This window comes from Microbacterium sp. NPDC057741, from assembly GCF_042798735.1.
Taxonomy (GTDB): domain Bacteria; phylum Actinomycetota; class Actinomycetes; order Actinomycetales; family Microbacteriaceae; genus Microbacterium.
On sequence record NZ_JBHVJW010000005.1, the window covers coordinates 186,773 to 206,399 of the forward strand.

Genomic DNA, 19,627 nt, shown 5'->3' on the forward strand with positions numbered 1-19,627 from the left:
TGGCAGGATGGCTGCATGACCCTCAGGATCGACGCCGACGCCACGCTCTGGTCGACCGCGGACCGCGCCCGGCTGCCGCTGCTCGTGCTGCTGCACGGCTACGGCGCCGACGAGCACGACCTCTTCGGCTTGGTGCCGTACCTTCCCGAGGGCATAGCCGTCGGGGCGGTCGCCGCTCCGCTGACCCCGCCGTGGCCGATGCCGGGCCGCTCGTGGTACCCGATCGACGATCTGCAGGGCAGGGATGCGACGCACGTCACGACGGCCGCCGAGGCGCTGCTGCGCTGGCTCGACGAGGAGGCGGCGGATGCCGCATCCGTCGCCCTTCTGGGCTTCTCGCAGGGCGCCGCGGTGTCGCTGCAGGCGCTGCGCCTGGACCCGTCGCGGTTCGACGCGGTCGTCGCCCTGAGCGGCTACGCCGCGCCGGGTGCACTGCCGAACGATCCCTTGTTGCACGAGGAGCGCCCGAAGGTCTTCTGGGGCCGGGGCACGCACGACGACGTCATCCCCCAGCATCTGATCGACCACACGGCGCAGTGGCTGCCCGATCACTCCGAGCTGTCCGGCCGGGTCTATCAGGGCCTCACGCACTCCATCTCGGAAGCCGAGCTGAACGATGTGGGCGTGTTCCTCACGACCTGGCGGGATGCCGCGGGTCAGGCCGAAGGGTCCGAGTCCGGGGCATCCTGAGCATCGTCGTGAGGCGGCCTCGGCCGCCTCTTCCGGAACGCTCCGGTGAACGCGACCATCAGCGCGATCGTGATCGCGACCGCGACGCCCACAGTCACACCCATGTTGTGCGTGGACGACCAGAGCGCCGCGGCGACACCGAGCCCGATCACGATGCTGCCCGCGAAGCCCATCCGGGCGCGCATCTCGTGAGAGCTCGGCTGCCGCTGTTCCATGACTTCAACAGTACGCGGATGTCGCGACACGCCCGGGTTGCGCGATCGATCCGCGACCGGTAACCTCGACGAGTCCTGTCCGCCGTGTCTGGAAGTCCTTTGATCTGAATCGTCGTCTCCGCGTCCTTGTCCACGCGCTGATCTGACGATCCTTCCTGCCCTCAGGCATTCTGTTCCCTCGAGTCCTCTCGGGAACAACCGTTGTTCAGCGCACCCGCACACTCTCGGGAGCCGCTCATGTCAACCCCCACAATCACCTCATCGGTCGTCCTCGACCGACTCACCTTCGCCTGGCCGGACGGTTCGGTCGCCCTCGACTCGGTCTCCGGTGCCTTCGGCTCCGGCCGCACCGGTCTGGTCGGCCGCAACGGATCGGGCAAGTCCACTCTGCTGCGCCTGATCGCAGGCGAGCTGACCCCCACATCGGGTTCTCTCTCGATCACGGGCGACGTCGCGTACCTGCCGCAGCAGCTCACGCTCGACACGGATGCCAGGGTCGCGGCGCTCCTCGGAGTGCAGGATGCCCTCGATGCCGTGCGCGCGATCACGGCCGGTGACGTCGACCCCGCGCACTTCGACGCGGTCGGCGACGACTGGGATGTCGAGGCGCGCGCACAGGTCGCGCTCGCCGACGCCGGGCTCGACCCGTCGTTCCTCGACCGCACGGTCGGAGAGCTGTCCGGCGGCGAGGCCGTGCTGGTCGCCGTCGCCGGCATCCGTCTGCGGCGGGCGCCCATCACACTGCTCGACGAGCCCACCAACAACCTCGACCGTGACGCGCGTGCGCGCCTTGGCGAGATGGTGCGCAGCTGGCGGGGCACCCTGATCGTGGTCAGCCACGACATCACTCTGCTGGAGCTGATGGACGACACCGCCGAGCTGTACGGCAGCGCGCTGAGCGTTTTCGGCGGTCCGTACTCGGAATGGCGCGCCTGGCTGGACGCCGAGCAGGATGCCGCACGGCAGGCCGAGAAGGATGCCAAGCAGGCGTTCAAGAAGGAGAAGCGGCAGCGCATCGAGGCCGAGGCGAAGCTGGCCACCCGCGCGCGGATGGCCAACAAGGCCGAAGTCGAGAAGAGGGTGCCGAAGATCGTCGCGCACGGTCGCCGGATGGAGGCCGAGGTGTCGGCCGGCAGGCTGCGCACCGAGGTCGCCGGAAAGGAGCAGGATGCTCGCGAGGCGCTGGACGCCGCCGGGCACCGCGTCCGTGACGACGCCTCGATGAAGATCGACCTGCCGGATCCGGATGTCTCGAACGCGCGGCGCATCGCCACGCTCGGTGACTCATCGCACGCCTGGGTGATCCAGGGTCCGGAGCGCGTCGCGCTGATCGGACGCAACGGCGTGGGCAAGACCACGCTGCTGCGCAAGCTCGTGCCGGCGCAGGAGCAGGATGCCGCGGCATCCGACTTCGTGCTGAACCCGGATCTCACGGCGCTCGCGCACACCGACCGGATCGGCTACCTGTCACAGCGGGTGGACGGCCTGGACGATGCGGCATCCGTGGTGGAGAACGTTGCGAAGGCCGCACCGCACGTGCCGGAGAAGGAGCTGCGCAACCGGCTGGCCCGGTTCCTGATCCGCGGGGCGGCGACGGACCGGCCGGTGGGTGCGCTGTCCGGCGGCGAGCGCTTCCGCGTCGCACTGGCGACGCTGCTGCTGGCCGATCCGGCACCGCACCTGGTGATCCTCGACGAGCCGACGAACAACCTCGACCTCGACACGGTCGGCCAGCTCGTCGACGCCCTTCGGGCCTACCGCGGGGCGGTGCTCGTCGTGAGCCACGACGACGTGTTCCTCGGACGGCTCGGGCTGGACCTCACTCTGGAGCTCGACTCCGAGGGGCAGCTGACCGAGGTCGGGTGACATCCGGGCGCCTGGCGGGGAGGATGGGAGCATGACTGCTCTCGCCCGTCCCCGCCAGGATCGCTGGATCGCTGGAGTGTGTGCGGCCGTCGCGCATCGCTTCGGCCTCACGCCGACCACCGTGCGCGTGCTGACCGTGCTGCTCGTCCTGCTCGCAGGCCTGTCGATCTGGGCCTACATCCTGCTCTGGATCGTGATCCCGAACGAGGAGTGAGCCTCAGGCGCGCTTCGAGCGCATCGCTCTCGTGTGCCCGATCGTCGGATCGGCGGCGAGGCGCGCGTACTCCTCCGACTCGCGCGGCACGAGCGTCACGCGGCCCTCGGCGTCGCTGAGGATGCCCCAGCCGTAGCGCTTGCCCAGCGGCGATGACCGCAGGCAGGCCTGTCCCTTCGAGAAGAAGGCCTCGCGCGCCTGGGTCGTGTCGTCGACGCCCTGGCGCAGCGCCTGGGTCTGGAAGACGACGTCATCGGAAGTGCGGCCGTAGGGCTCCTCAGCGATCAGCCGATAGTGCAGCGCGGCGATGGTCTGCTTGTCGGCCGGCGGCTCCTGCGCGGCGTCCGCCGCGCAGTCCTCGGCGACCTCGATGAACGTCGAGACGTAGTTCGTGGTGTGGTCGGCCATGACCCCAGCTTGCACCAGGCCACCGACAAGAGGCCGTTCAGAGCCGCGCGATCCAGGGATGTCCCGGAAGCGTGCGCTCGAGCGCCTCCTGCAGCCAGTCGCGGCGCCGCGCGTCGAGGAAGGGCAGCGTCGTCACGAAGTCGGCTTCGTCCTTCGGGCGCAGACCCTTCGCCTTGTGCAGGAGCTGAATCTCGGGCTGCAGGTACAGGATGCCGTCACGCTCCCAGACGGCCTCGCTCATCGGCATGCGCACCGACTCGTCGCGCTTGTAGCGCCATTCCTCGGCTGTGCCGGGGCCGAGCAGGATGTCGTACTCCCACGGGTCGGCAGCGCTGCGGCGCGCCCAGACCTGGCCGCAGCCCTCCATGAGGTCGTCGGGGTCATCGGAGGTCACCGGCTTGAGCGCGCCGGAAGATGCTCCCCACAGGTCGAGCAGGCCCGCGACGTGCGCGCGCAGCAGCGGCAGGTCGGCACGCAGGATGCCTGGGTCGATGTCGTCGTGCTCGCGGACGATACCGGAGAAGGCCTGCAGCGCCCAGCCGCCGGCGATCCACCACACCCCGGGGTATCCGGCGAAGAGGGCGCGGACGTCTTCGGGCGTGCGCGGTTCCCACGCTCCGTACAGGCGGGTGAACTCGGCGTCGTCCATGCATCCGACGCTACCGGGCCCGGATGTCCGGGGCCTGCTTCATGATGGAGGGATGAGCGACGTGCTCGATCGGTTCACCCCCGCCACCCAGGACTGGTTCCGGGGCGCCTTCGATGCGCCCACGCCCGCGCAGGCGGGAGCGTGGGATGCGATCTCGGCGGGCAGGCACGCCCTCGTCGTCGCCCCGACGGGATCGGGCAAGACGCTGTCGGCGTTCCTGTGGGCGATCGACAGTGTCTTCAGAGAGCGCGCGACGGCGAATGCCGCGGACGAGGGACTGCCGCGCACCCGCATCCTCTACATCTCGCCGCTGAAGGCGCTCGGCGTCGACGTGGAGCGCAACCTGCGCTCGCCCCTGGTCGGCATCGGACAGTCCGCCCGGCGACTGGGCACGGCGGTGCCCGAGATCACGGTGGGTGTGCGCTCCGGCGACACCACGTCGAGCGATCGGCGCAGGCTGGTCAGCGATCCGCCCGACATCCTCATCACCACGCCCGAGTCGCTCTACCTCATGTTGACCAGCCGCGCCGGCGAGACCCTGCGCGGCGTGCACACCGTGATCATCGACGAGGTGCACGCGGTCGCCGCGACCAAGCGCGGTGCGCATCTCGCGGTGAGCCTGGAACGGCTCGACGCCCTGCGCTCGGCGGGCGGTGCGCAGGCACCGGCGCAGCGCATCGGGCTGTCCGCGACCGTGCGGCCGATCGACGAGGTCGCCCGCTTCCTCGGCGGCTCGGCGCCGGTCGAGATCGTCGCCCCGCGTGCGACGAAGACCTTCGAGCTCGGCGTGGTCGTGCCGATCGACGACATGCGCAATCCTCCCCCGCCGCCGGGTGCTGCTGCAGCCACCGACGAGCCGGCCGAGTACACCGAGGTGACCGGATCGGTGTGGCCGCATGTCGAGGAGGCGATCGTCGACCGGGTGCTGCAGAACAACTCCACGATCGTGTTCGCCAACTCGCGGCGCCTCGCCGAGCGGCTCACCGGGCGGTTGAACGAGATCTACTCCGAGCGCATCGGCGTCCCTCTGCCCGAGCCGGCGGCAGCGCCCGCCGCCATGATGGCGCAGGCGGGGTCGACCGCGGGCGCCGATCCGGTGCTCGCGAAGGCGCACCACGGCTCGGTGTCGAAGGAGCAGCGAGCCCTGGTGGAGGACGAGCTGAAGTCGGGCGTGCTGCGCTGTGTGGTGGCCACGAGCAGCCTCGAGCTCGGCATCGACATGGGTGCGGTAGACCTGGTGATCCAGGTCGAGGCGCCGCCGTCCGCGGCATCCGGTCTGCAGCGCGTGGGGCGTGCAGGCCACCAGGTCGGCGAGATCAGCCGCGCCGACCTGTTCCCCAAGCACCGCGGCGATGTGCTGCACACCGCGATCGTCACCGAGCGGATGCTGGCGGGCAAGATCGAGGCGATCGCCGTGCCGCGCAACCCGCTCGACATCCTCGCCCAGCAGACCGTCGCCGCCTGCGCACTCGATCCGCTGGATGTGGAGGACTGGTTCGAGACGGTGCGGCGCAGCGCGCCGTTCGCCTCGCTCCCCCGCTCGGCCTACGAGGCGACACTCGATCTGCTCGCCGGCAAGTACCCCTCCGATGAGTTCGCCGAGCTGCGTCCGCGACTGGTGTGGGATCGTGATGCCGGAACGCTGACCGGCCGCCCGGGTGCGCAGCGCATCGCGGTGACCAGTGGCGGTACGATTCCCGACCGCGGCCTGTTCGGGGTGTTCGTCGCCGGCGAGACCACCGGCGCCCGCGTGGGCGAGCTCGATGAGGAGATGGTCTACGAGTCCCGCGTCGGCGATGTGTTCACGCTCGGCACCACGAGTTGGCGCATCGCCGAGATCACCCACGACCGGGTGAACGTCACCCCCGCATTCGGGCAACCGGGCAAGGTGCCGTTCTGGCACGGCGACGGCATCGGACGTCCCTTCGAGCTCGGCGAGGCCCTCGGGGCGTTCTCGCGTGAGGTGTCCACCGCCGAGCCGGGCAAGGCGCAGCAGCGGCTCATCGACGCGGGGCTCGACGAGCGGGCACGAGACAACCTTCTGGGGTATCTGAACGAGCAGCGCGAGGCGACCGGTACGCTGCCGACCGACCGCACCCTGACTGTGGAGCGCGGTCACGACGAGGTCGGCGACTGGCGCATCATCCTGCACTCACCGTTCGGCATGAAGGTGCATGCCCCATGGGCGCTGGCGATCAGCGCGCGAGTGCGCGAGCGCCTGGGAGTCGACGGAACGGCCGTCGCGAGCGACGACGGCATCATCGTGCGCGTGCCGGATGCCGACGCCGAGCCGCCTGGTGCCGAGCTGTTCGTCTTCGAGCCGGACGAGCTCGAGCAGATCGTCACCGCGGAGGTCGGCGGATCAGCGCTGTTCGCCTCACGGTTCAGGGAATGTGCGGCGCGAGCGCTGCTCATGCCACGGATGAACCCGAACAAGCGCACGCCGCTGTGGCAGCAGCGTCAGCGGTCGGCGCAACTGCTCGAGGTCGCACGGCGGCATCCGACCTTCCCCGTCATCCTCGAGACCCTACGCGAGGTGCTGCAGGACGTCTACGACCTGCCCTCGCTCCGGCGTCTGGCAACAGATATCGCGGAGCGCCGCGTGCGGCTGGTCGAGACCGAGCCCGCGCAGCCCTCCCCGTACGCCCGTGACCTGCTGTTCGGGTACGTCGGCGCGTTCATGTACGAGGGCGACTCGCCGCTCGCCGAGCGCCGCGCCGCCGCACTGTCCGTCGACCCCGCGCTTCTCGGAGAGCTGCTCGGCACCGTCGAGATGCGCGAGCTGCTCGATCCTGACGTGCTCGCCCAGTTCGAGCTCGAGGTGCAGCGGCTCGATCCGTCGCGGCGCGCACGCGGGATCGAGGGCGTCGCGGATCTGCTGCGCATGCTCGGGCCGATGGAAGCTGCGGAGGTCGCCGTCCGGCTGCAGGCGAGCGAGGATCCGGACGCCGCGGCATCCGACGCCGAGGCATCCGCCCACCTGGCATCCCTCGTCTCCGCACACCGCGCGATCGAGGTGACGATCGCGGGCGCCCGCCGGTTCGCCGCGATCGAGGATGCCGGGCGCCTGCGTGACGGTCTGGGCACCGCGCTGCCCGTCGGCATCCCCGTCGCCTTCCTCGAGCCGGTCGCCGATCCTCTCGGCGATCTCGTGTCGCGTCACGCCCGCACGCACGGGCCGTTCACGACGGAGGCGGTCGCGACGCGCTTCGGGCTGGGCAGCGCCGTCGCCCGGCACACGCTGCAGCGGCTGGAGTCGGCAGGGCGGCTGAACAGCGGCTACTTCCTGCCCGCGACCAGCGGCTCGTCCGCCGACGAGAAGGAGTGGTGCGACGCCGAGGTGCTGCGCCGCCTGCGGATGCGGTCTCTCGCCGCGATCCGCGGATCCGTCGAGCCCGTCCCTGCCGAGGCGTACGCCCGATTCCTGCCGGACTGGCAGCACCTGACCCGTCCGCTCGAGGGCGTCGACGGTGTGCTCTCGGTGGTCGAGCAGTTCGCCGGAGTACCGATTCCCGCGAGCGCGTGGGAGTCTCTGGTGCTGCCGAGCCGGGTGCGCGACTACACGCCCGCGCTGCTCGACGAGCTCACTGCGGCGGGCGAGGTGGTCTGGGCAGGGCACGGGTCGCTCCCCGGCCGGGACGGCTGGGTGTCGCTGCATCCGGTGGATCTCGCTCCGTTCACCCTGCCCCTTCCCGAGGAACCGCCCGCGTCAGGCGCCCTCGAGGAGAAGCTGCTGGACGCCCTGCGGCTCAGCGGCGCCCAGTTCGCGGGTGCGCTGAGGGCGATGACGGACGCCGAGAACGAGCAGTCGGTGCTCGACGCGCTCTGGGCGCTGACCTGGCAGGGACACATCACCAACGACACCTTCGCACCGGTGCGCGCGCTGATCGCCGGTGGGTCGCAGGCGCACAAGACCACGCGGCGCGCACCGCGCACCCGCACCTATCGCGGCGTCTCGCTCGCCCGCCCGGCGAGCGCTCGCCCCACGACGATCGGCGGCCGCTGGTCGGTGCTTCCCGAGACGGACCCGGATGCCGCGCGCCGCGCGACCGTCACCGCCGGCCTGCTGCTCGATCGGTACGGCGTCGTCACCCGCGGCGCGGTGCAGGCCGAGGGCGTACCAGGCGGCTTCGCCCAGGCCTACCGGGTGCTCGCCGGGTTCGAAGAGGCGGGGCACGCCCGCCGTGGCTACGTCATCGAGCGTCTCGGAGCCGCGCAGTTCGCGGCATCTACGACGGTCGACCGGTTGCGCACGTTCGCGGGCCTGGCCGATCCGCCGCCCCGCAGCGCGGTCACGCTCGCCGCGACCGACCCGGCCAACCCGTACGGCGCGGCGCTGCCCTGGCCGCGCATCGACGAGGTCTCGCACCGCCCTGGCCGCAAGGCCGGTGGCCTGGTCGTGATCGTCGACGGTGCGCTGGTGCTGTATCTGGAGCGCGGCGGCCGCACGGTGCTCGCCTTCACCGACGATGAGGAGACCCTGCGCGCCGCGGTGTCCGACCTCGCGACGACCTCGCGACTGCGCCGCCTCGAGACCCTGACGATCGAGAAGATCAACGGCGAGGGTGTGTACGGCACCGCCATCGCCCGTGTCCTGCAGGAGGCCGGCTTCGTGGTCACCCCGCGTGGATACGCACTGCGAAAGGCGGTCTGATCAGACATGGCTGAGGGCGGAACCTGCATCTTCGTGAACGGTCTCCCCGGCTCGGGCAAATCGACGTACGCACGAAGGTTCGTGGAGTCCCGCCGCGGCTGGCTCAACCTCGACGTCGACCTGCTGCGCGGCCTGTTGGGCACCGCATCGATCGACTTCGTGCAGGCCGGCGCCGAGGTGCAGCCGCTCGCTCTGGCGCTGCTGCGCGAGCAGATCGGGCGCGGCGGGAACGTGATCTTCCCTCAGCTGTTCTTCACTCCGGAGGAGGCGGCTCCGTTCGAGGAGGCCGTCGTCGCGAGCGGAGGACGCGTCGTGCGCACCCTCCTGCACGAGGGCACCGAGGAGTGCTGGCGCCGGGTCGAGGAACGGGCTCACGGCTCGGCGTCCGGCTCCATCGATCGCGGCATCCTGGCTCTGCTCGCAGAAGCGGGCGGGGCCGTCGAAATCGAGCGGATGCAGCGGCAGCTGTCGGCCTGGTCCGAAAGACCCGATGCTCCCCGGATCATCCACGCGTCGACCCCGCACGAGGAGCTCGCGCTGCTCGCCGCCGGCTGACGAGATCAGCGATCCGCCGTCAACCCGCGCTCCACGCGCCTCGAAGAGACTGAGCCCGCTCACGCAGCGCCGCATCCGACAGCAGCACCGGCCCGTCCGCGATGTCCACGTTGCGCAGCGGATCGTCGCCCTCGTGCTGCGGCAGCAGATGACAGTGCAGGTGCGGCATCCGGTGCCCCATCACGAGGTAGTCGATCTTGCGCGGGTCGAGCACTGCGCCGATCACGCGCCCGGCACGCTGCACGTCGGACCAGAACGCGGCGAGCGCGCCGGCGTCGAGATCGGCGAGATCGGTGACATGCTCGCGCAGGATCACGAGGCAGTAGCCGGGATGGGCCTGGTTGCGCGCCAGTCGCAGATGCGTGGTCGACGTCGACGCGATCAGCACACTGTGCGGGTTCTCGTCGAGATCCGCGTCCGCGCACATGCCGCACGTCGCGGGATCAGCCAGCGCCGCCTGCTCCGCTTCGGACCACCACACCCGGCCATCGTACGACCCGGTCACAGCAACCCCATAAGCATGTATGGCTCCAGCGCTCCCGCGCGTGCCTACGATGAGCACGAGAGTAGGGGTCGCCATGGGGCACACGGTGTTCGTCGTGATCTACTTCGTCGTGATGGCAGGACTGATCATCACGGTGGACGTGCTGTTCCTGCGCGAGCAGTTCTGGTGGCGGCTCGGCACGAACATCGTCATCGTCGCGGTCTTCGCGCTCGTCTACCTGTTCCTGCTGAAGGACGCCTTCCGCGGGGGCGCGTGATACGGTGCTCGACATGACGGCGCGTCTGTATTCGTATCGCCCGGCTCTGGCCAGAGCCGGCGGTCTGTAGCGCCCCGCACACACTGGCCAGAGCTCGAGGCAAGGACTTCCGTCCTTGCCTTTCGCGTATCCGCGAGAGGCTCTGGCCCGGCCATCCTCTCGACCCGATGAGAGGACCACGATGACCGGAGCAGAGGACATCCTGCGACCGATGCGGCGCACGATCGACACGATCGTCGACGAGGACGCGCTGCGTGCCCGGCTCGACGGCGGCGCGCAGTTGCGGATCAAGTACGGCGTCGACCTGACCGCGCCCGACCTGCACCTCGGCCATGCGGTCAACCTGTGGCTGATGCGCCACCTGCAGGAGCACGGGCACCGGGTGGTGTTCCTCCTCGGCGACGTCACAACCCGCGTCGGCGACCCGACAGGCAAGAGCGAGACGCGTCCGGTGCTGTCCGACGCGCAGATGCACGGGCGTTCCTCGCACAGGTCTCGCTCGTGCTGGACACCTCGCCGGAGGTGTTCGAGGTGCGGCGCAACTCGGAGTGGTTCGATCGGATGCCGGTGGCCGAGCTGCTGAGCCTGTTCAGCATGACCACGCACGCACAGCTGATGGCCCGCGACATGTTCCGCGATCGGCTCGCGCAGGGCCGCGAGATCGCCCTGCACGAGCTGACCTACCCGGTGCTGCAGGGCTACGACAGCTTCGCGATGGAGAGCGACCTGACGATCGTCGGCTCCGACCAGCTGTTCAACGAGATGATGGGCCGCCAGTACCAGCAGCGTCTCGGCGCGCGCCCGCAATCGCTCATCACGACGGTGATCACGCCCGGGCTGGACGGCGGGCCGAAGCAGTCGAAGTCGCTCGGCAATTACATCGCGCTGACCGACACGGCCGGCGACAAGTTCGGCAAGGCGATGAGCCTGCCTGACGACTTGACGGGCGTGTGGGCGAGCGCGTACACGACTCTCGACGATCAACGGGTCGCGGAGCTGGCATCCGCCTCCGCCGGCGGCGGCCGGGAGGCGCGCGATGCGAAGCTCGCGATGGCCGAGTCGCTCGTCGCCCGCTACCACGGCGCGGAGGCCGCCGCGCGGGAGCGAGGGTCGTTCCTCGCCGTCTTCTCGCACGGCGCGACGCCCGAGGTCGCAGATGCGGTGCACCTGACCCGCCCGATCATCACGGCCCTCGCGCTGCTCGAGCATGCCCGCCCCGAGCTGAGCGGCTCCGCCCGCCGGCGCCTCCTCGCGCAGGGCGCCGTGCGGCTCGACGGCATGGTCATCACCGATCCCGACCTCTCCCTGGCGGTCCGGACCGGCAGCACCCTGCGCACAGGAAGACGGCACTGGGCCCGGCTGGAGGTCGCCGCCTGAGCACCGTCCGGTCCCGCCGCATACCCTGGTGACATGATCCGCGAGTTCGCCGCCGGGTTCGGCACGCTGCTGCGCGGCTTCGGCATGTGGCGCACCCACCCGAAGCTGCTCGCGCTCGGCCTCATCCCTGCCGCCCTCGCGTTCCTCGTGCTCGCCGCGCTGCTCATCCCGTTCGGGCTCTCGCTCGGCGGCATCACCTCGTGGATGACGCCGTTCGCCGACGGCTGGGATGCCGGGTGGCAGATCGCTCTGCGCACCGCGCTCGGCATCGTGCTGTTCGTCGCCGCGGCGATCCTCGCCGGGCTCGTCTTCACCGCCCTGGCGCTCACGATCGGCGACCCGTTCTACCAGCGCATCTGGCGCGGCATCGAGCAGTCGCTGGGCGGCGAGGAACCCACCGGCGAGACAGGATTCTGGACCACCGTCGGCGAGGGCGTGCGCCTTGTCGCGCTCGGCATCCTGGTCGCCCTGCTGACGCTCGTGATCGGACTCATCCCCGTCGTCGGCGGCGTGATCGCCTCGATCACGGGTGTCGTGCTGTCGGGTCGCCTGCTCGCGCGCGAGCTCACCGCCCGCGCCTTCGACGCCCGCGGCCTCGACGCCGCGACCCGATCGCGCCTGCTCGGCGCGAGCCGCGCCCGCGTGCTCGGGTTCGGCGTCGCCACTCAGCTCTGCTTCATGATCCCGCTCGGCGCGATCATCACGATGCCCGCCGCGGTCGCGGGGTCCACCATGCTCGCGCGAGCGCTCACCGACCGGCAGACGACGGATGCCTGAGGGCGACTCCGTCTACCAGGCGGCGCACCGCCTGGACGCCGCCCTGCGCGGGCAGCAGGTCAGCCGGTTCGACCTGCGCGTTCCGCAGGCGGCGACCGTCGACCTGACCGGTCGGACCGTTCACGACGTCGTGCCACGTGGCAAGCACATCCTGATGCGCATCGGCGAGTTCACCGTACATTCCCATCTGCGCATGGACGGCACCTGGTTCGTCTACCGACCGGGTGAGAAGTGGCGCCATCCGGCCTTCACAGTGCGCGCGATCGTGGCCACCGCGACCGCCGAGGCGGTCGGCGTCGACATCCACGACATCGAGGTCGTACCCACCCGCGACGAGCAGCTGATCGTGGGGCACCTCGGCCCCGATCCGCTCTCCGACGGGTGGGATCCCGCTGAGGCGGCCCGTCGGGTGCAGGCCGACGAGCGCAGCATCCATGTCGCCCTGCTCGATCAGCGCAACGTGGCCGGCTTCGGCAACGAGTATGCGGCGGAACTGCTGTTCCTGCGCGGAATCCTGCCTGACACACCGGCGTCCGCCGTCGATGCCGCAGCGCTGATCGACCTCGGCGCGCGCACCATCCGCATGAACCGCGACCGCCCGGTTCGCAGCTTCACCGGCGTCGCGCGTCGTGGCCAGGACACCTGGGTGTACGGCCGCGCCGGGCGCCCCTGCCGACGCTGCGGAACCACCATCCTCACCGGCGCGCAGGGCGCGGATCCGACCCGGGAACGCGTGACGTTCTGGTGCCCGAGCTGCCAGAGGTGAGTGCGGGAATATATCCACCGCGCCCATGGTTGTTGCTATATCCGGCAGTGTCCGGACGGGAGGAATCGTGGGCAAGAACTACATCGATATCGAGGACGACCAGGGCGCGACGCTGCGGTACCGCAAGCACGCGAACGGTCGTGGCCTCGTCGCGCACGGCGCGAAGGTGCACCCCAAGGCTCTGATCGAGTCCGGCGCCTATATCGAACCCCGTGCGCGAGTGGGCGCCGGCGCGCACATCTCGCGCAGCGCATGGGTCGAGCCGGATGCGGTGATCGGTGAGAACGTCTTCATCGATGCACACGCCCACATCGGACAGGGTGCGGTGATCGGGGACGGTGCACACATCGGCGTCCGCACCGAGATCGGGGCAGGCGCACGCATCGCCCGCGGAGCCAGGATCGGCGACGACGAGACAGTCGCCGCAGGCATGATGGTCGCCACCGACTACAAGGGACTGTGGTTGGCAGCCTGAGCCGTTTCGTCTCGCTCGTTCCTCGGCTCGGGGGGGGCGAGCGGGAGTCAGAGCAGCCGTCGCTCCGACGCCCATGCGGTGAGTTCGTGCCGCGACGACAGCTGAAGCTTGCGCAGCACCGCTGAGACGTGCGTCTCGACCGTCTTGATCGAGATGAACAATTCGGACGCGACCTCTTTGTAGGCGTATCCGCGGGCGATCAGACGCATGACCTCCTGCTCGCGGGCAGACAGCCGATCGAGCTCGTCGTCGACCGCTGCCGTCTCGCCCGCCACAGCGCCGAAGGCATCGAGCACGAAACCGGCGAGGCGCGGTGAGAACACGGCATCCCCTCCCGCGACGGCGTGCACCGCGCTGCTCACCTCGGCTCCGGAGGAGCCCTTGGTGATGTAACCACGGGCGCCCGCGCGGATCACGCGCACGACATCCTCCGCGGCATCCGACACGCTCAGCGCGAGGAACCTCGTCGGCACCCCCGCACAGCCGCGGATCACCGATTCGCCGCCGGAGGCGTCGTCGCCGGGGCCGCCGGGCAGGTGCACGTCCAGCAGCACGACGTCGGGCACCGTCTCACGGATCACTGCGATCGCCGACGGGACGTCGGCGGCGTCGCCGACCACGTCGACCGACGCATCCAGATCGGCGCGCAGGCCGGAGCGGAAGATCGAGTGGTCGTCGACGATCACGACCCGGACGCCGGTCATGACGCCTCCTCGTTCTCGAGGTACGGATGCAGGCAGGCACGGACGCCTGCAGGCACGATCCGCGGTGTGTCCGCCTGCATGCGGAGGTTCTCCCTGCGTCCGTACCGGAAGTCCGCGATCACGGCTGTCCCCCGGTCTGCCACGGATGCAGGCAACTTGGCACGCCTCCAGGCAGAACCTTCGGCATGTCCGCCTGCATGCGCTCGATCTGCCTGCATCCGTACGCGGGCGAGCCGATCATGACTGCACCCCCGTGAACTTCAGGTGCACTTCGGTCCCCTGCTCGCTGCTGCGCACGGTGGCACTGCCGCCGGCCCGCCGCATCCGCCCGATGATCGATTCCCGCACGCCGAGGCGGTCGCTGGGCACGCCGTCGAGCTCGAATCCGGCACCGCGGTCACGGATGAAGACGTCGACGCCCGACGCGGAGCCCTCGATGTACACCGACACCTCGCCGCCTGCGTGCCTGGCGGCGTTCAGCATGGCCTCACGGGCGGCAGCGGCGACCTCGCCGCTGGCCCGCTCGGCCGAGAGCCCGGCCGAGACCACGTCGATGCGCACCGGGTAGTCGAGCTCGAGTGCGCCGGCGTAGTCGCGCAGATCGGTGGGCAGATCACTGTCGGCCGGTGAGTCGCCGTCGTACAGCCAGGCACGAAGCTCGCGCTCCTGGGCTCTGGCGAGGCGGGCCGCCTCGCTCGAGGGGCCGGCGCGGTTCTGGATCAGCGCGAGGGTCTGCAGCACCGAGTCGTGCAGGTGGGCGGCCATCTCGCTGCGCTGCTCCTCACGGATGCGGCGGATGCGCTCGCCGGACAGCTCGCGCCAGCGCCGGTACAGCGTGGACGACAGCACCACGGCGATCGCCAGCAGTGGGAGCAGCAGCACGAGGGACATCACACCGCGCAGGGCGAGGATGAGGAAGAGGATCACCATCATCGCCACGGCGATCGCGCGGATCATGATCGAGTGCCGCGGCCCGCGAGCGGGGTCCGCCTGATCGACCAGCGCCGACCAGATGCCGGCGGCCACGCCGAGCACGAGGCATGCGGGCAGGGCGAGCACGGTGAGCCCGTTGTCACCGACGACGGCCCCGTACACCCACGGATACCAACCATCGACGAGGAAGACGAACAGCGCGGCGCCGGCGAGCGCGAGCAGCACCCAGGCGATCGGCACCTGGCGCGAAGGCGCCTTCTCCCCCGCCTGCCATGGCATCAGCACCCAGCACCACACATACAGGAGCACGCCGACACCGCCGAGCAGCCCCAGCACCACGAACAGAGATCTGATCGCCCACACCGGCGCGCCGAGGTGCCGCGCGAGCCCTGCGCTGACGCCGGAGACCACGCACTCGCGATCGCGCTCCAGCGGCGGGCGCGGCGGCGGCGCCACCCGAGGAGGGCGCGGCAGGATGCCGGGGACGGAAGAGTGCATGCCGCAATCCAATCACCCGAGCGGCCCCGCAGCCCTGCCCCGGCGCGAAGATCAGGGTTGGGTCAGGGGTTCACCCCATGGCGGGCCGGAACCCCGGGCGGACAGGATCGAACCATGACGATCCCGACCGCCCCGCCATCCGCCACCCCGCCGCCTCCGGCGCCGCACGGCTCCGATCGATTCTTCCTGTGGGTGGCCGGTCTCGGGCTCGCGCGCTCCGACGGATGGGTCGGCGGAGTGTGCGCCGGCATCGCCGCGCGGCTGCGGATCGACCCGCTGATCGTGCGCGGCATCCTGCTGGTCGCGGCGCTGTTCGGTCTGCCGCTGGCCTTCCTGTACGCCGCGACCTGGGCACTGCTGCCCGACGCCGAGGGAAGGATCCACCTGCGGGACCTGCTGCACGGCCGGTTCGAGGCCGCGCAGCTCGGCATCCTCGCGCTCGTGGTCCTCGCGTTCGTGCCGGTCGCGAACCCGTTCTGGTGGCTGTACGGCGACGGGGTGCTGACGGGTACGCTCTTCGCGCCCTACGGCCTCCTGTTCGGCGCCGGTCCGGTCTCCGTGCTCCTCATCCTCATCGGGCTGGCGGCCGCGGCCGTTCTGCTCGTCCTCATCGTGCGTGCCGCGCGCCGCACCCCGGGTGCCCTGGCACCGGATCCGCGAACGGCTTCTGCGGATCCGGCCGGCCCCGACACATCCGCGACGGTCGGCGACTCGGGAATCGCCGACCTCGCGGACGGGCGAGGGCAGGATGCCTCGCTGATCGCCGAACCGGCGATCGCGGCATCCGCCCTCGCCGATCCTCCCGCGCCCCCTGCCGTGCCTGCGGATGCCGGTGATCTGGATGCCTGGCGTGCGCAGCACGCCGCATGGCAGGAGCAGGAGAAGGCCTGGCGCCGTCAGCAGCAGGACGCCGACCGGGCCGCGCGGGAGCAGGCCCGCCGTGAGCGGCAGGCGGTGGCAGCGCAGTTCGCCGCCGAGGCGTCCGAGCGCCGACGCGCGAAGCGGGCGTCGAACCCCCGCGTCAGTGGGGCGTACCTCGCTGCAGTCACCGGACTGGCGCTCGTGACCGGTGCGGTGGTCGCGCTGCTGGCCGACAACAGCGCAGCCGTGGCGCTCGCCCTGTGCACCGCCGCGCTGATCCTCGCACTCGGCATGGTGATCGCCGGTGTCTCGCGACGCCGAAGCGGGCTGCTCGCCTTCCTCACCGTGATCACGCTCGTCGGCGGGTCCGTCGCCGGAGGCTTCACCACCATCGGCGATGTGGTGATGGGCGACAGCGGAATGAGCAATGGCGAGGCGTCGACCGTACGACAGCCCTTCGGGTCGATGTCGATCTGGCTCATGCCCCTCGACGGCGGCGAGAGCAACCCGGTCACCCTGTACAAGAGCGACGGTTACACCACGATCGAGGTGTCCATGGGCGTGACGCTGCAGCTGGATGCGACCGTGCAGGACGCCACGGTGCATTGGATGACCATGACGGTCGGCAAGGACGGCGGATACGAGATGACGGACAGCGGCGTCTGGACCGGCATGCAACGGGCCGACGGCACGCGGCTGGTCCAGCGCACGAGGGCCTCCGGGACCGATCCCGAGCACCCCGATGCACCGAGCACCCTCGCGCCGGTGCGGCTGCAGCAGCAGTCCGGCGACATCAGCATCACGTTCTACGAGCAGGAGAAGGCCGAATGAGCACGGCAGACGACAACACCGAGGTCCTGAGCGAGAGTCTGTTCGCCGAGACGGATGCCGCGTCCCCTGTCTCCGAGTTGCCGGTCGCGGCGCCTGCCGCACCGCGCACGCGCTGGGCGGCGATCGTGTGGGGCCTGTTCTTCGCTGGCCTCGCGTTCGCCGGCATCTGGCTGCTGAGCGATTCGCAGCGACGCGACGGAGTCACAGACTGGCTCGCCGGTCTCGCCCCTGCAACGATCGTGGCCGTCTCGCTCCTCGCTGTCGGCGTGCTGGTGCTCGTCGCCGGGCTCGCCGGGCTGCTCCGTCGGCTGCAGCGCCGGGTGTCGCACTGATTCCCGGTCCGCGAGCTTCTAAATACAACGGAAGCTACACTTAGACCATGGACGTCAGCGCAGAAGCAGGACGGATCGGAACTCTCGCCGACCCCACGCGGCAGGCGCTGTACGAGTACGTCGCCGCGCAGCCCGAGTCCGTCGGGCGTGAAGCGGCGGCATCCGCTCTCGATCTGCCGCCGCACGTCGCACGGTTCCAGCTCGACCGCCTCGTCGAGGCGGGACTGCTCGAGGTGGAGTTCCGCCGGCTCAGCGGACGCACCGGCCCCGGAGCCGGACGCCCCTCGAAGCTCTACCGGCGGGCGGCCGGAACGGTCGCGGTCTCGCTGCCGGAGCGCCGGTACGACCTCGTCGGGCACCTCCTCGCCGGGGCGATCGAGCGCACCGCCGACGGCACGGCCCTGCCGGTCGCACTCGACGCCGTCGCGAAGGAGGAGGGGCGGATGCTGGGCGAGTCGGCGCCCACGGCCGAAGGCGACGAACTCGACCGCACCGCCGCTGCCCTGGCCACACAGGGATACGAGCCGCGCCTCACGGAGGACGGCCTGATCCTCGCCAACTGCCCCTTCGACTCGCTCGCCCGAGAGCACACCGGACTCGTCTGCGGCATGAACCACGCCTACGTCGAGGGCGTCGTCGACGGGCTCGGCTGCGACCACGTCTGCGCGCACCTGGACCCCGCCGAGGGCCGCTGCTGCGTGACGGTGCGCCGCGCGGACTGAGCGGCGCCGCGCGCTCGCGCCGCGGTTCCCGTCGCGATCCCGCACGGTGACACGGACGCCGACTGGGCTCGATCGCGACCGGAACGATCCGCGGACCTGAGCGAGCGGTTCATAGGATGCGGTGTGGTCGGCGCGCGAACGGTAGCGTGAATGCGTGGCGAAGAAGAGCGGGCGACCCGCCCCGGGCAAGCGGCCGAGCGGCGGACGCGGCAAGCCCACGGGCAAGGCTCCGACGGGCAAGAAGGCCGCGCCGGCGAAGCGCCCGAAGCCCAAGAAGGTCGCTCCGCGCGAGGTGGTCGCCGAGACCCCGCGCGCGTTCCGCCTCGGCGCCATCCCCGGGGCGACACCGGGCAAGTGGATCGACGCCTGGAAGACCCGGATGCCGCACGTCGACCTCGAACTCGTTCCGATCGAGGTCGCCGGTCAGCGAGCCGCGCTGACCGACCTCGACGCCGCCCTGGTGCGTCTGCCGATCGACCGGCCGGACGACCTGCATGTGATCCGGCTCTACGACGAGCTGCCCGTCGTCGTGGCATCCGCCGAATCGCACCTCATGGCGGCTGAGACGCTCACCGCCGCCGATCTCGACGGCGAAGTCCTCGTCACTCCGCTCGATGACGTGCTCGGCCCGCTCGACCTGCCGACCGTCGCGCCCCGCTTCGCTCCGGTCGCCACCACCGAGGACGCCGTCGCGACCGTCGCGACCGGCACCGGCGTGGTCGTGATGCCGATGTCGCTCGCGCGCATGCATCACCGTAAGGACGCCAACTACCGGGTGCTCGAGGGCGGCCCGACTTCGGCCGTCGCGCTGGCCTGGCTGCGCGATCGCACCACGCCCGACGTCGAGGCCTTCGTCGGCATCGTGCGCGGCCGCACCGCGAACTCCTCGCGCTGACCCTGCAGCGCCCTTCGTCTCGCTTCGCGGATCCTGAGCGAGCGCAGCGAGCGCCGTGCTGAGCGAGCGCAGCGAGACGAAGTGACGATGGGCACTCAGGACCCGGGAAGCGAGCGCAGCGCCGCGTTGATCTGCTCCGCCGTCGGGGCGCCGCGCAGCCCGGCATCCGTCGGGTAGACCCGGCAGGCGAGGCGGCCGGTCCTGCCCTCGGAGGGGAACAGGTCCTCGCCGTCGACGAGGATCGTCGGCGAGCCGGCGAACGCCGCAGCTGCGGCGTCCTCCGGTGTGCGCAGCAGCCGCGTCGCTACGGTCACGTCGAGGCCGAGGGATGCCGCGGCCTCGTGCACCCCCGCGACGGCGATCTCCGTCGACGGGCATCCGTCGATGTGCAGCACCTCGATGTCCATACGGACATTCTCCCTGCGGATACGTCCTTCGTCACTT

At 70.7% G+C, this 19,627-nt stretch carries 21 protein-coding genes and 1 pseudogene; 14 read left to right on the forward strand and 8 right to left on the reverse strand.

Annotation, left to right across the window (positions count from 1 at the left end):
* Positions 1 to 15: 15 nt before the first annotated feature.
* Complete coding sequence (locus ACFVDO_RS16180; protein ID WP_378856581.1) at positions 16 to 690, forward strand: alpha/beta hydrolase; 675 nt, start codon at positions 16 to 18, stop codon at positions 688 to 690.
* Here ACFVDO_RS16180 and ACFVDO_RS16185 read toward each other — a convergent pair.
* Positions 657 to 905, reverse strand: a complete 249-nt coding sequence (locus ACFVDO_RS16185) for a hypothetical protein (protein WP_378856583.1) — start codon at positions 903 to 905, stop codon at positions 657 to 659. The genes ACFVDO_RS16180 and ACFVDO_RS16185 overlap by 34 nt on opposite strands.
* A gap of 237 nt (positions 906 to 1,142) precedes the next feature.
* Between ACFVDO_RS16185 and ACFVDO_RS16190 the strand changes: the two genes are divergently transcribed.
* Together ACFVDO_RS16190 and ACFVDO_RS16195 are read left to right on the forward strand one after the other, a co-directional pair.
* Positions 1,143 to 2,771 (forward strand): ABC-F family ATP-binding cassette domain-containing protein, encoded by a 1,629-nt coding sequence (locus ACFVDO_RS16190; protein ID WP_378856585.1) that lies wholly within the window; start codon positions 1,143 to 1,145, stop codon positions 2,769 to 2,771.
* 31 nt (positions 2,772 to 2,802) lie between these two features.
* On the forward strand, positions 2,803 to 2,985 hold the full coding sequence (locus tag ACFVDO_RS16195) for a PspC domain-containing protein (protein ID WP_378856587.1): 183 nt from the start codon (positions 2,803 to 2,805) through the stop codon (positions 2,983 to 2,985).
* A 3-nt stretch (positions 2,986 to 2,988) separates the two neighbouring features.
* Here ACFVDO_RS16195 and ACFVDO_RS16200 read toward each other — a convergent pair whose 3' ends face one another.
* Both ACFVDO_RS16200 and ACFVDO_RS16205 read right to left on the reverse strand, forming a co-directional pair.
* Entirely contained in the window at positions 2,989 to 3,393 is a 405-nt protein-coding gene (locus ACFVDO_RS16200; RefSeq protein WP_378856589.1) for a DUF6157 family protein, read from the reverse strand.
* Between the two features lie 37 nt (positions 3,394 to 3,430).
* Positions 3,431 to 4,042 carry a hypothetical protein gene (locus tag ACFVDO_RS16205; protein WP_378856591.1) on the reverse strand — a complete coding sequence of 204 codons (612 nt, stop codon included), beginning with the start codon at positions 4,040 to 4,042 and terminating at the stop codon, positions 3,431 to 3,433.
* Between the two features lie 52 nt (positions 4,043 to 4,094).
* Here ACFVDO_RS16205 and ACFVDO_RS16210 point away from each other — a divergent pair, with 52 nt between their 5' ends.
* On the forward strand, positions 4,095 to 8,696 hold the full coding sequence (locus ACFVDO_RS16210; RefSeq protein ID WP_378856593.1) for an ATP-dependent helicase: 4,602 nt from the start codon (positions 4,095 to 4,097) through the stop codon (positions 8,694 to 8,696).
* A gap of 6 nt (positions 8,697 to 8,702) precedes the next feature.
* Entirely contained in the window at positions 8,703 to 9,251 is a 549-nt protein-coding gene (locus tag ACFVDO_RS16215) for an AAA family ATPase (protein WP_378856595.1), read from the forward strand.
* A 19-nt stretch (positions 9,252 to 9,270) separates the two neighbouring features.
* Here ACFVDO_RS16215 and ACFVDO_RS16220 read toward each other — a convergent pair whose 3' ends face one another.
* Entirely contained in the window at positions 9,271 to 9,732 is a 462-nt protein-coding gene (locus ACFVDO_RS16220) for an HIT family protein (protein ID WP_378856597.1), read from the reverse strand.
* A 97-nt stretch (positions 9,733 to 9,829) separates the two neighbouring features.
* Between ACFVDO_RS16220 and ACFVDO_RS16225 the strand changes: the two genes are divergently transcribed.
* From ACFVDO_RS16225 to ACFVDO_RS16245, 5 genes and pseudogenes are all read left to right on the forward strand, one after another.
* Positions 9,830 to 10,012 (forward strand): hypothetical protein, encoded by a 183-nt coding sequence (locus ACFVDO_RS16225; RefSeq protein ID WP_378856599.1) that lies wholly within the window; start codon positions 9,830 to 9,832, stop codon positions 10,010 to 10,012.
* Between the two features lie 211 nt (positions 10,013 to 10,223).
* Positions 10,224 to 11,389: pseudogene (gene tyrS, locus ACFVDO_RS16230) on the forward strand (tyrosine--tRNA ligase).
* A 33-nt stretch (positions 11,390 to 11,422) separates the two neighbouring features.
* Complete coding sequence (locus ACFVDO_RS16235; protein WP_378856601.1) at positions 11,423 to 12,166, forward strand: EI24 domain-containing protein; 744 nt, start codon at positions 11,423 to 11,425, stop codon at positions 12,164 to 12,166.
* Positions 12,159 to 12,932 carry a DNA-formamidopyrimidine glycosylase family protein gene (locus ACFVDO_RS16240; RefSeq protein ID WP_378856603.1) on the forward strand — a complete coding sequence of 258 codons (774 nt, stop codon included), beginning with the start codon at positions 12,159 to 12,161 and terminating at the stop codon, positions 12,930 to 12,932. The genes ACFVDO_RS16235 and ACFVDO_RS16240 overlap by 8 nt, the downstream gene beginning before the upstream one ends.
* Before the next feature lie 67 nt (positions 12,933 to 12,999).
* Positions 13,000 to 13,407: a DapH/DapD/GlmU-related protein gene (locus tag ACFVDO_RS16245; RefSeq protein WP_378856605.1), complete on the forward strand. Its 408-nt coding sequence runs from the start codon at positions 13,000 to 13,002 to the stop codon at positions 13,405 to 13,407.
* 47 nt (positions 13,408 to 13,454) lie between these two features.
* Here the strand turns inward: ACFVDO_RS16245 and ACFVDO_RS16250 are convergent, their stop codons facing one another.
* The 3 genes from ACFVDO_RS16250 to ACFVDO_RS16260 form a co-directional block, all read right to left on the reverse strand.
* Positions 13,455 to 14,111: a LuxR C-terminal-related transcriptional regulator gene (locus ACFVDO_RS16250; RefSeq protein WP_378856607.1), complete on the reverse strand. Its 657-nt coding sequence runs from the start codon at positions 14,109 to 14,111 to the stop codon at positions 13,455 to 13,457.
* Positions 14,108 to 14,254 carry a hypothetical protein gene (locus ACFVDO_RS16255; RefSeq protein ID WP_378856609.1) on the reverse strand — a complete coding sequence of 49 codons (147 nt, stop codon included), beginning with the start codon at positions 14,252 to 14,254 and terminating at the stop codon, positions 14,108 to 14,110. Before ACFVDO_RS16255 ends, ACFVDO_RS16250 begins: the two co-directional genes overlap by 4 nt.
* Positions 14,255 to 14,348: 94 nt before the next feature.
* Positions 14,349 to 15,542, reverse strand: a complete 1,194-nt coding sequence (locus ACFVDO_RS16260) for a PspC domain-containing protein (protein ID WP_378856611.1) — start codon at positions 15,540 to 15,542, stop codon at positions 14,349 to 14,351.
* Between the two features lie 114 nt (positions 15,543 to 15,656).
* Between ACFVDO_RS16260 and ACFVDO_RS16265 the strand changes: the two genes are divergently transcribed.
* The 4 genes from ACFVDO_RS16265 (at position 15,657) to ACFVDO_RS16280 (ending at position 19,183) form a co-directional block, all read left to right on the forward strand.
* Entirely contained in the window at positions 15,657 to 17,234 is a 1,578-nt protein-coding gene (locus tag ACFVDO_RS16265; protein ID WP_378856613.1) for a PspC domain-containing protein, read from the forward strand.
* Positions 17,231 to 17,566, forward strand: coding sequence for a hypothetical protein (locus ACFVDO_RS16270; protein WP_378856615.1), 336 nt, complete (start codon positions 17,231 to 17,233; stop codon positions 17,564 to 17,566). The genes ACFVDO_RS16265 and ACFVDO_RS16270 overlap by 4 nt, the downstream gene beginning before the upstream one ends.
* 47 nt (positions 17,567 to 17,613) lie before the next feature.
* Positions 17,614 to 18,288, forward strand: coding sequence for a helix-turn-helix transcriptional regulator (locus ACFVDO_RS16275; protein WP_378856617.1), 675 nt, complete (start codon positions 17,614 to 17,616; stop codon positions 18,286 to 18,288).
* Positions 18,289 to 18,442: 154 nt separating this feature from the next.
* Entirely contained in the window at positions 18,443 to 19,183 is a 741-nt protein-coding gene (locus ACFVDO_RS16280; RefSeq protein WP_378856619.1) for a LysR substrate-binding domain-containing protein, read from the forward strand.
* Positions 19,184 to 19,278: 95 nt separating this feature from the next.
* Here ACFVDO_RS16280 and ACFVDO_RS16285 read toward each other — a convergent pair whose 3' ends face one another.
* On the reverse strand, positions 19,279 to 19,590 hold the full coding sequence (locus ACFVDO_RS16285) for a hypothetical protein (protein ID WP_378856621.1): 312 nt from the start codon (positions 19,588 to 19,590) through the stop codon (positions 19,279 to 19,281).
* Between the last annotated feature and the right edge of the window lie 37 nt (positions 19,591 to 19,627).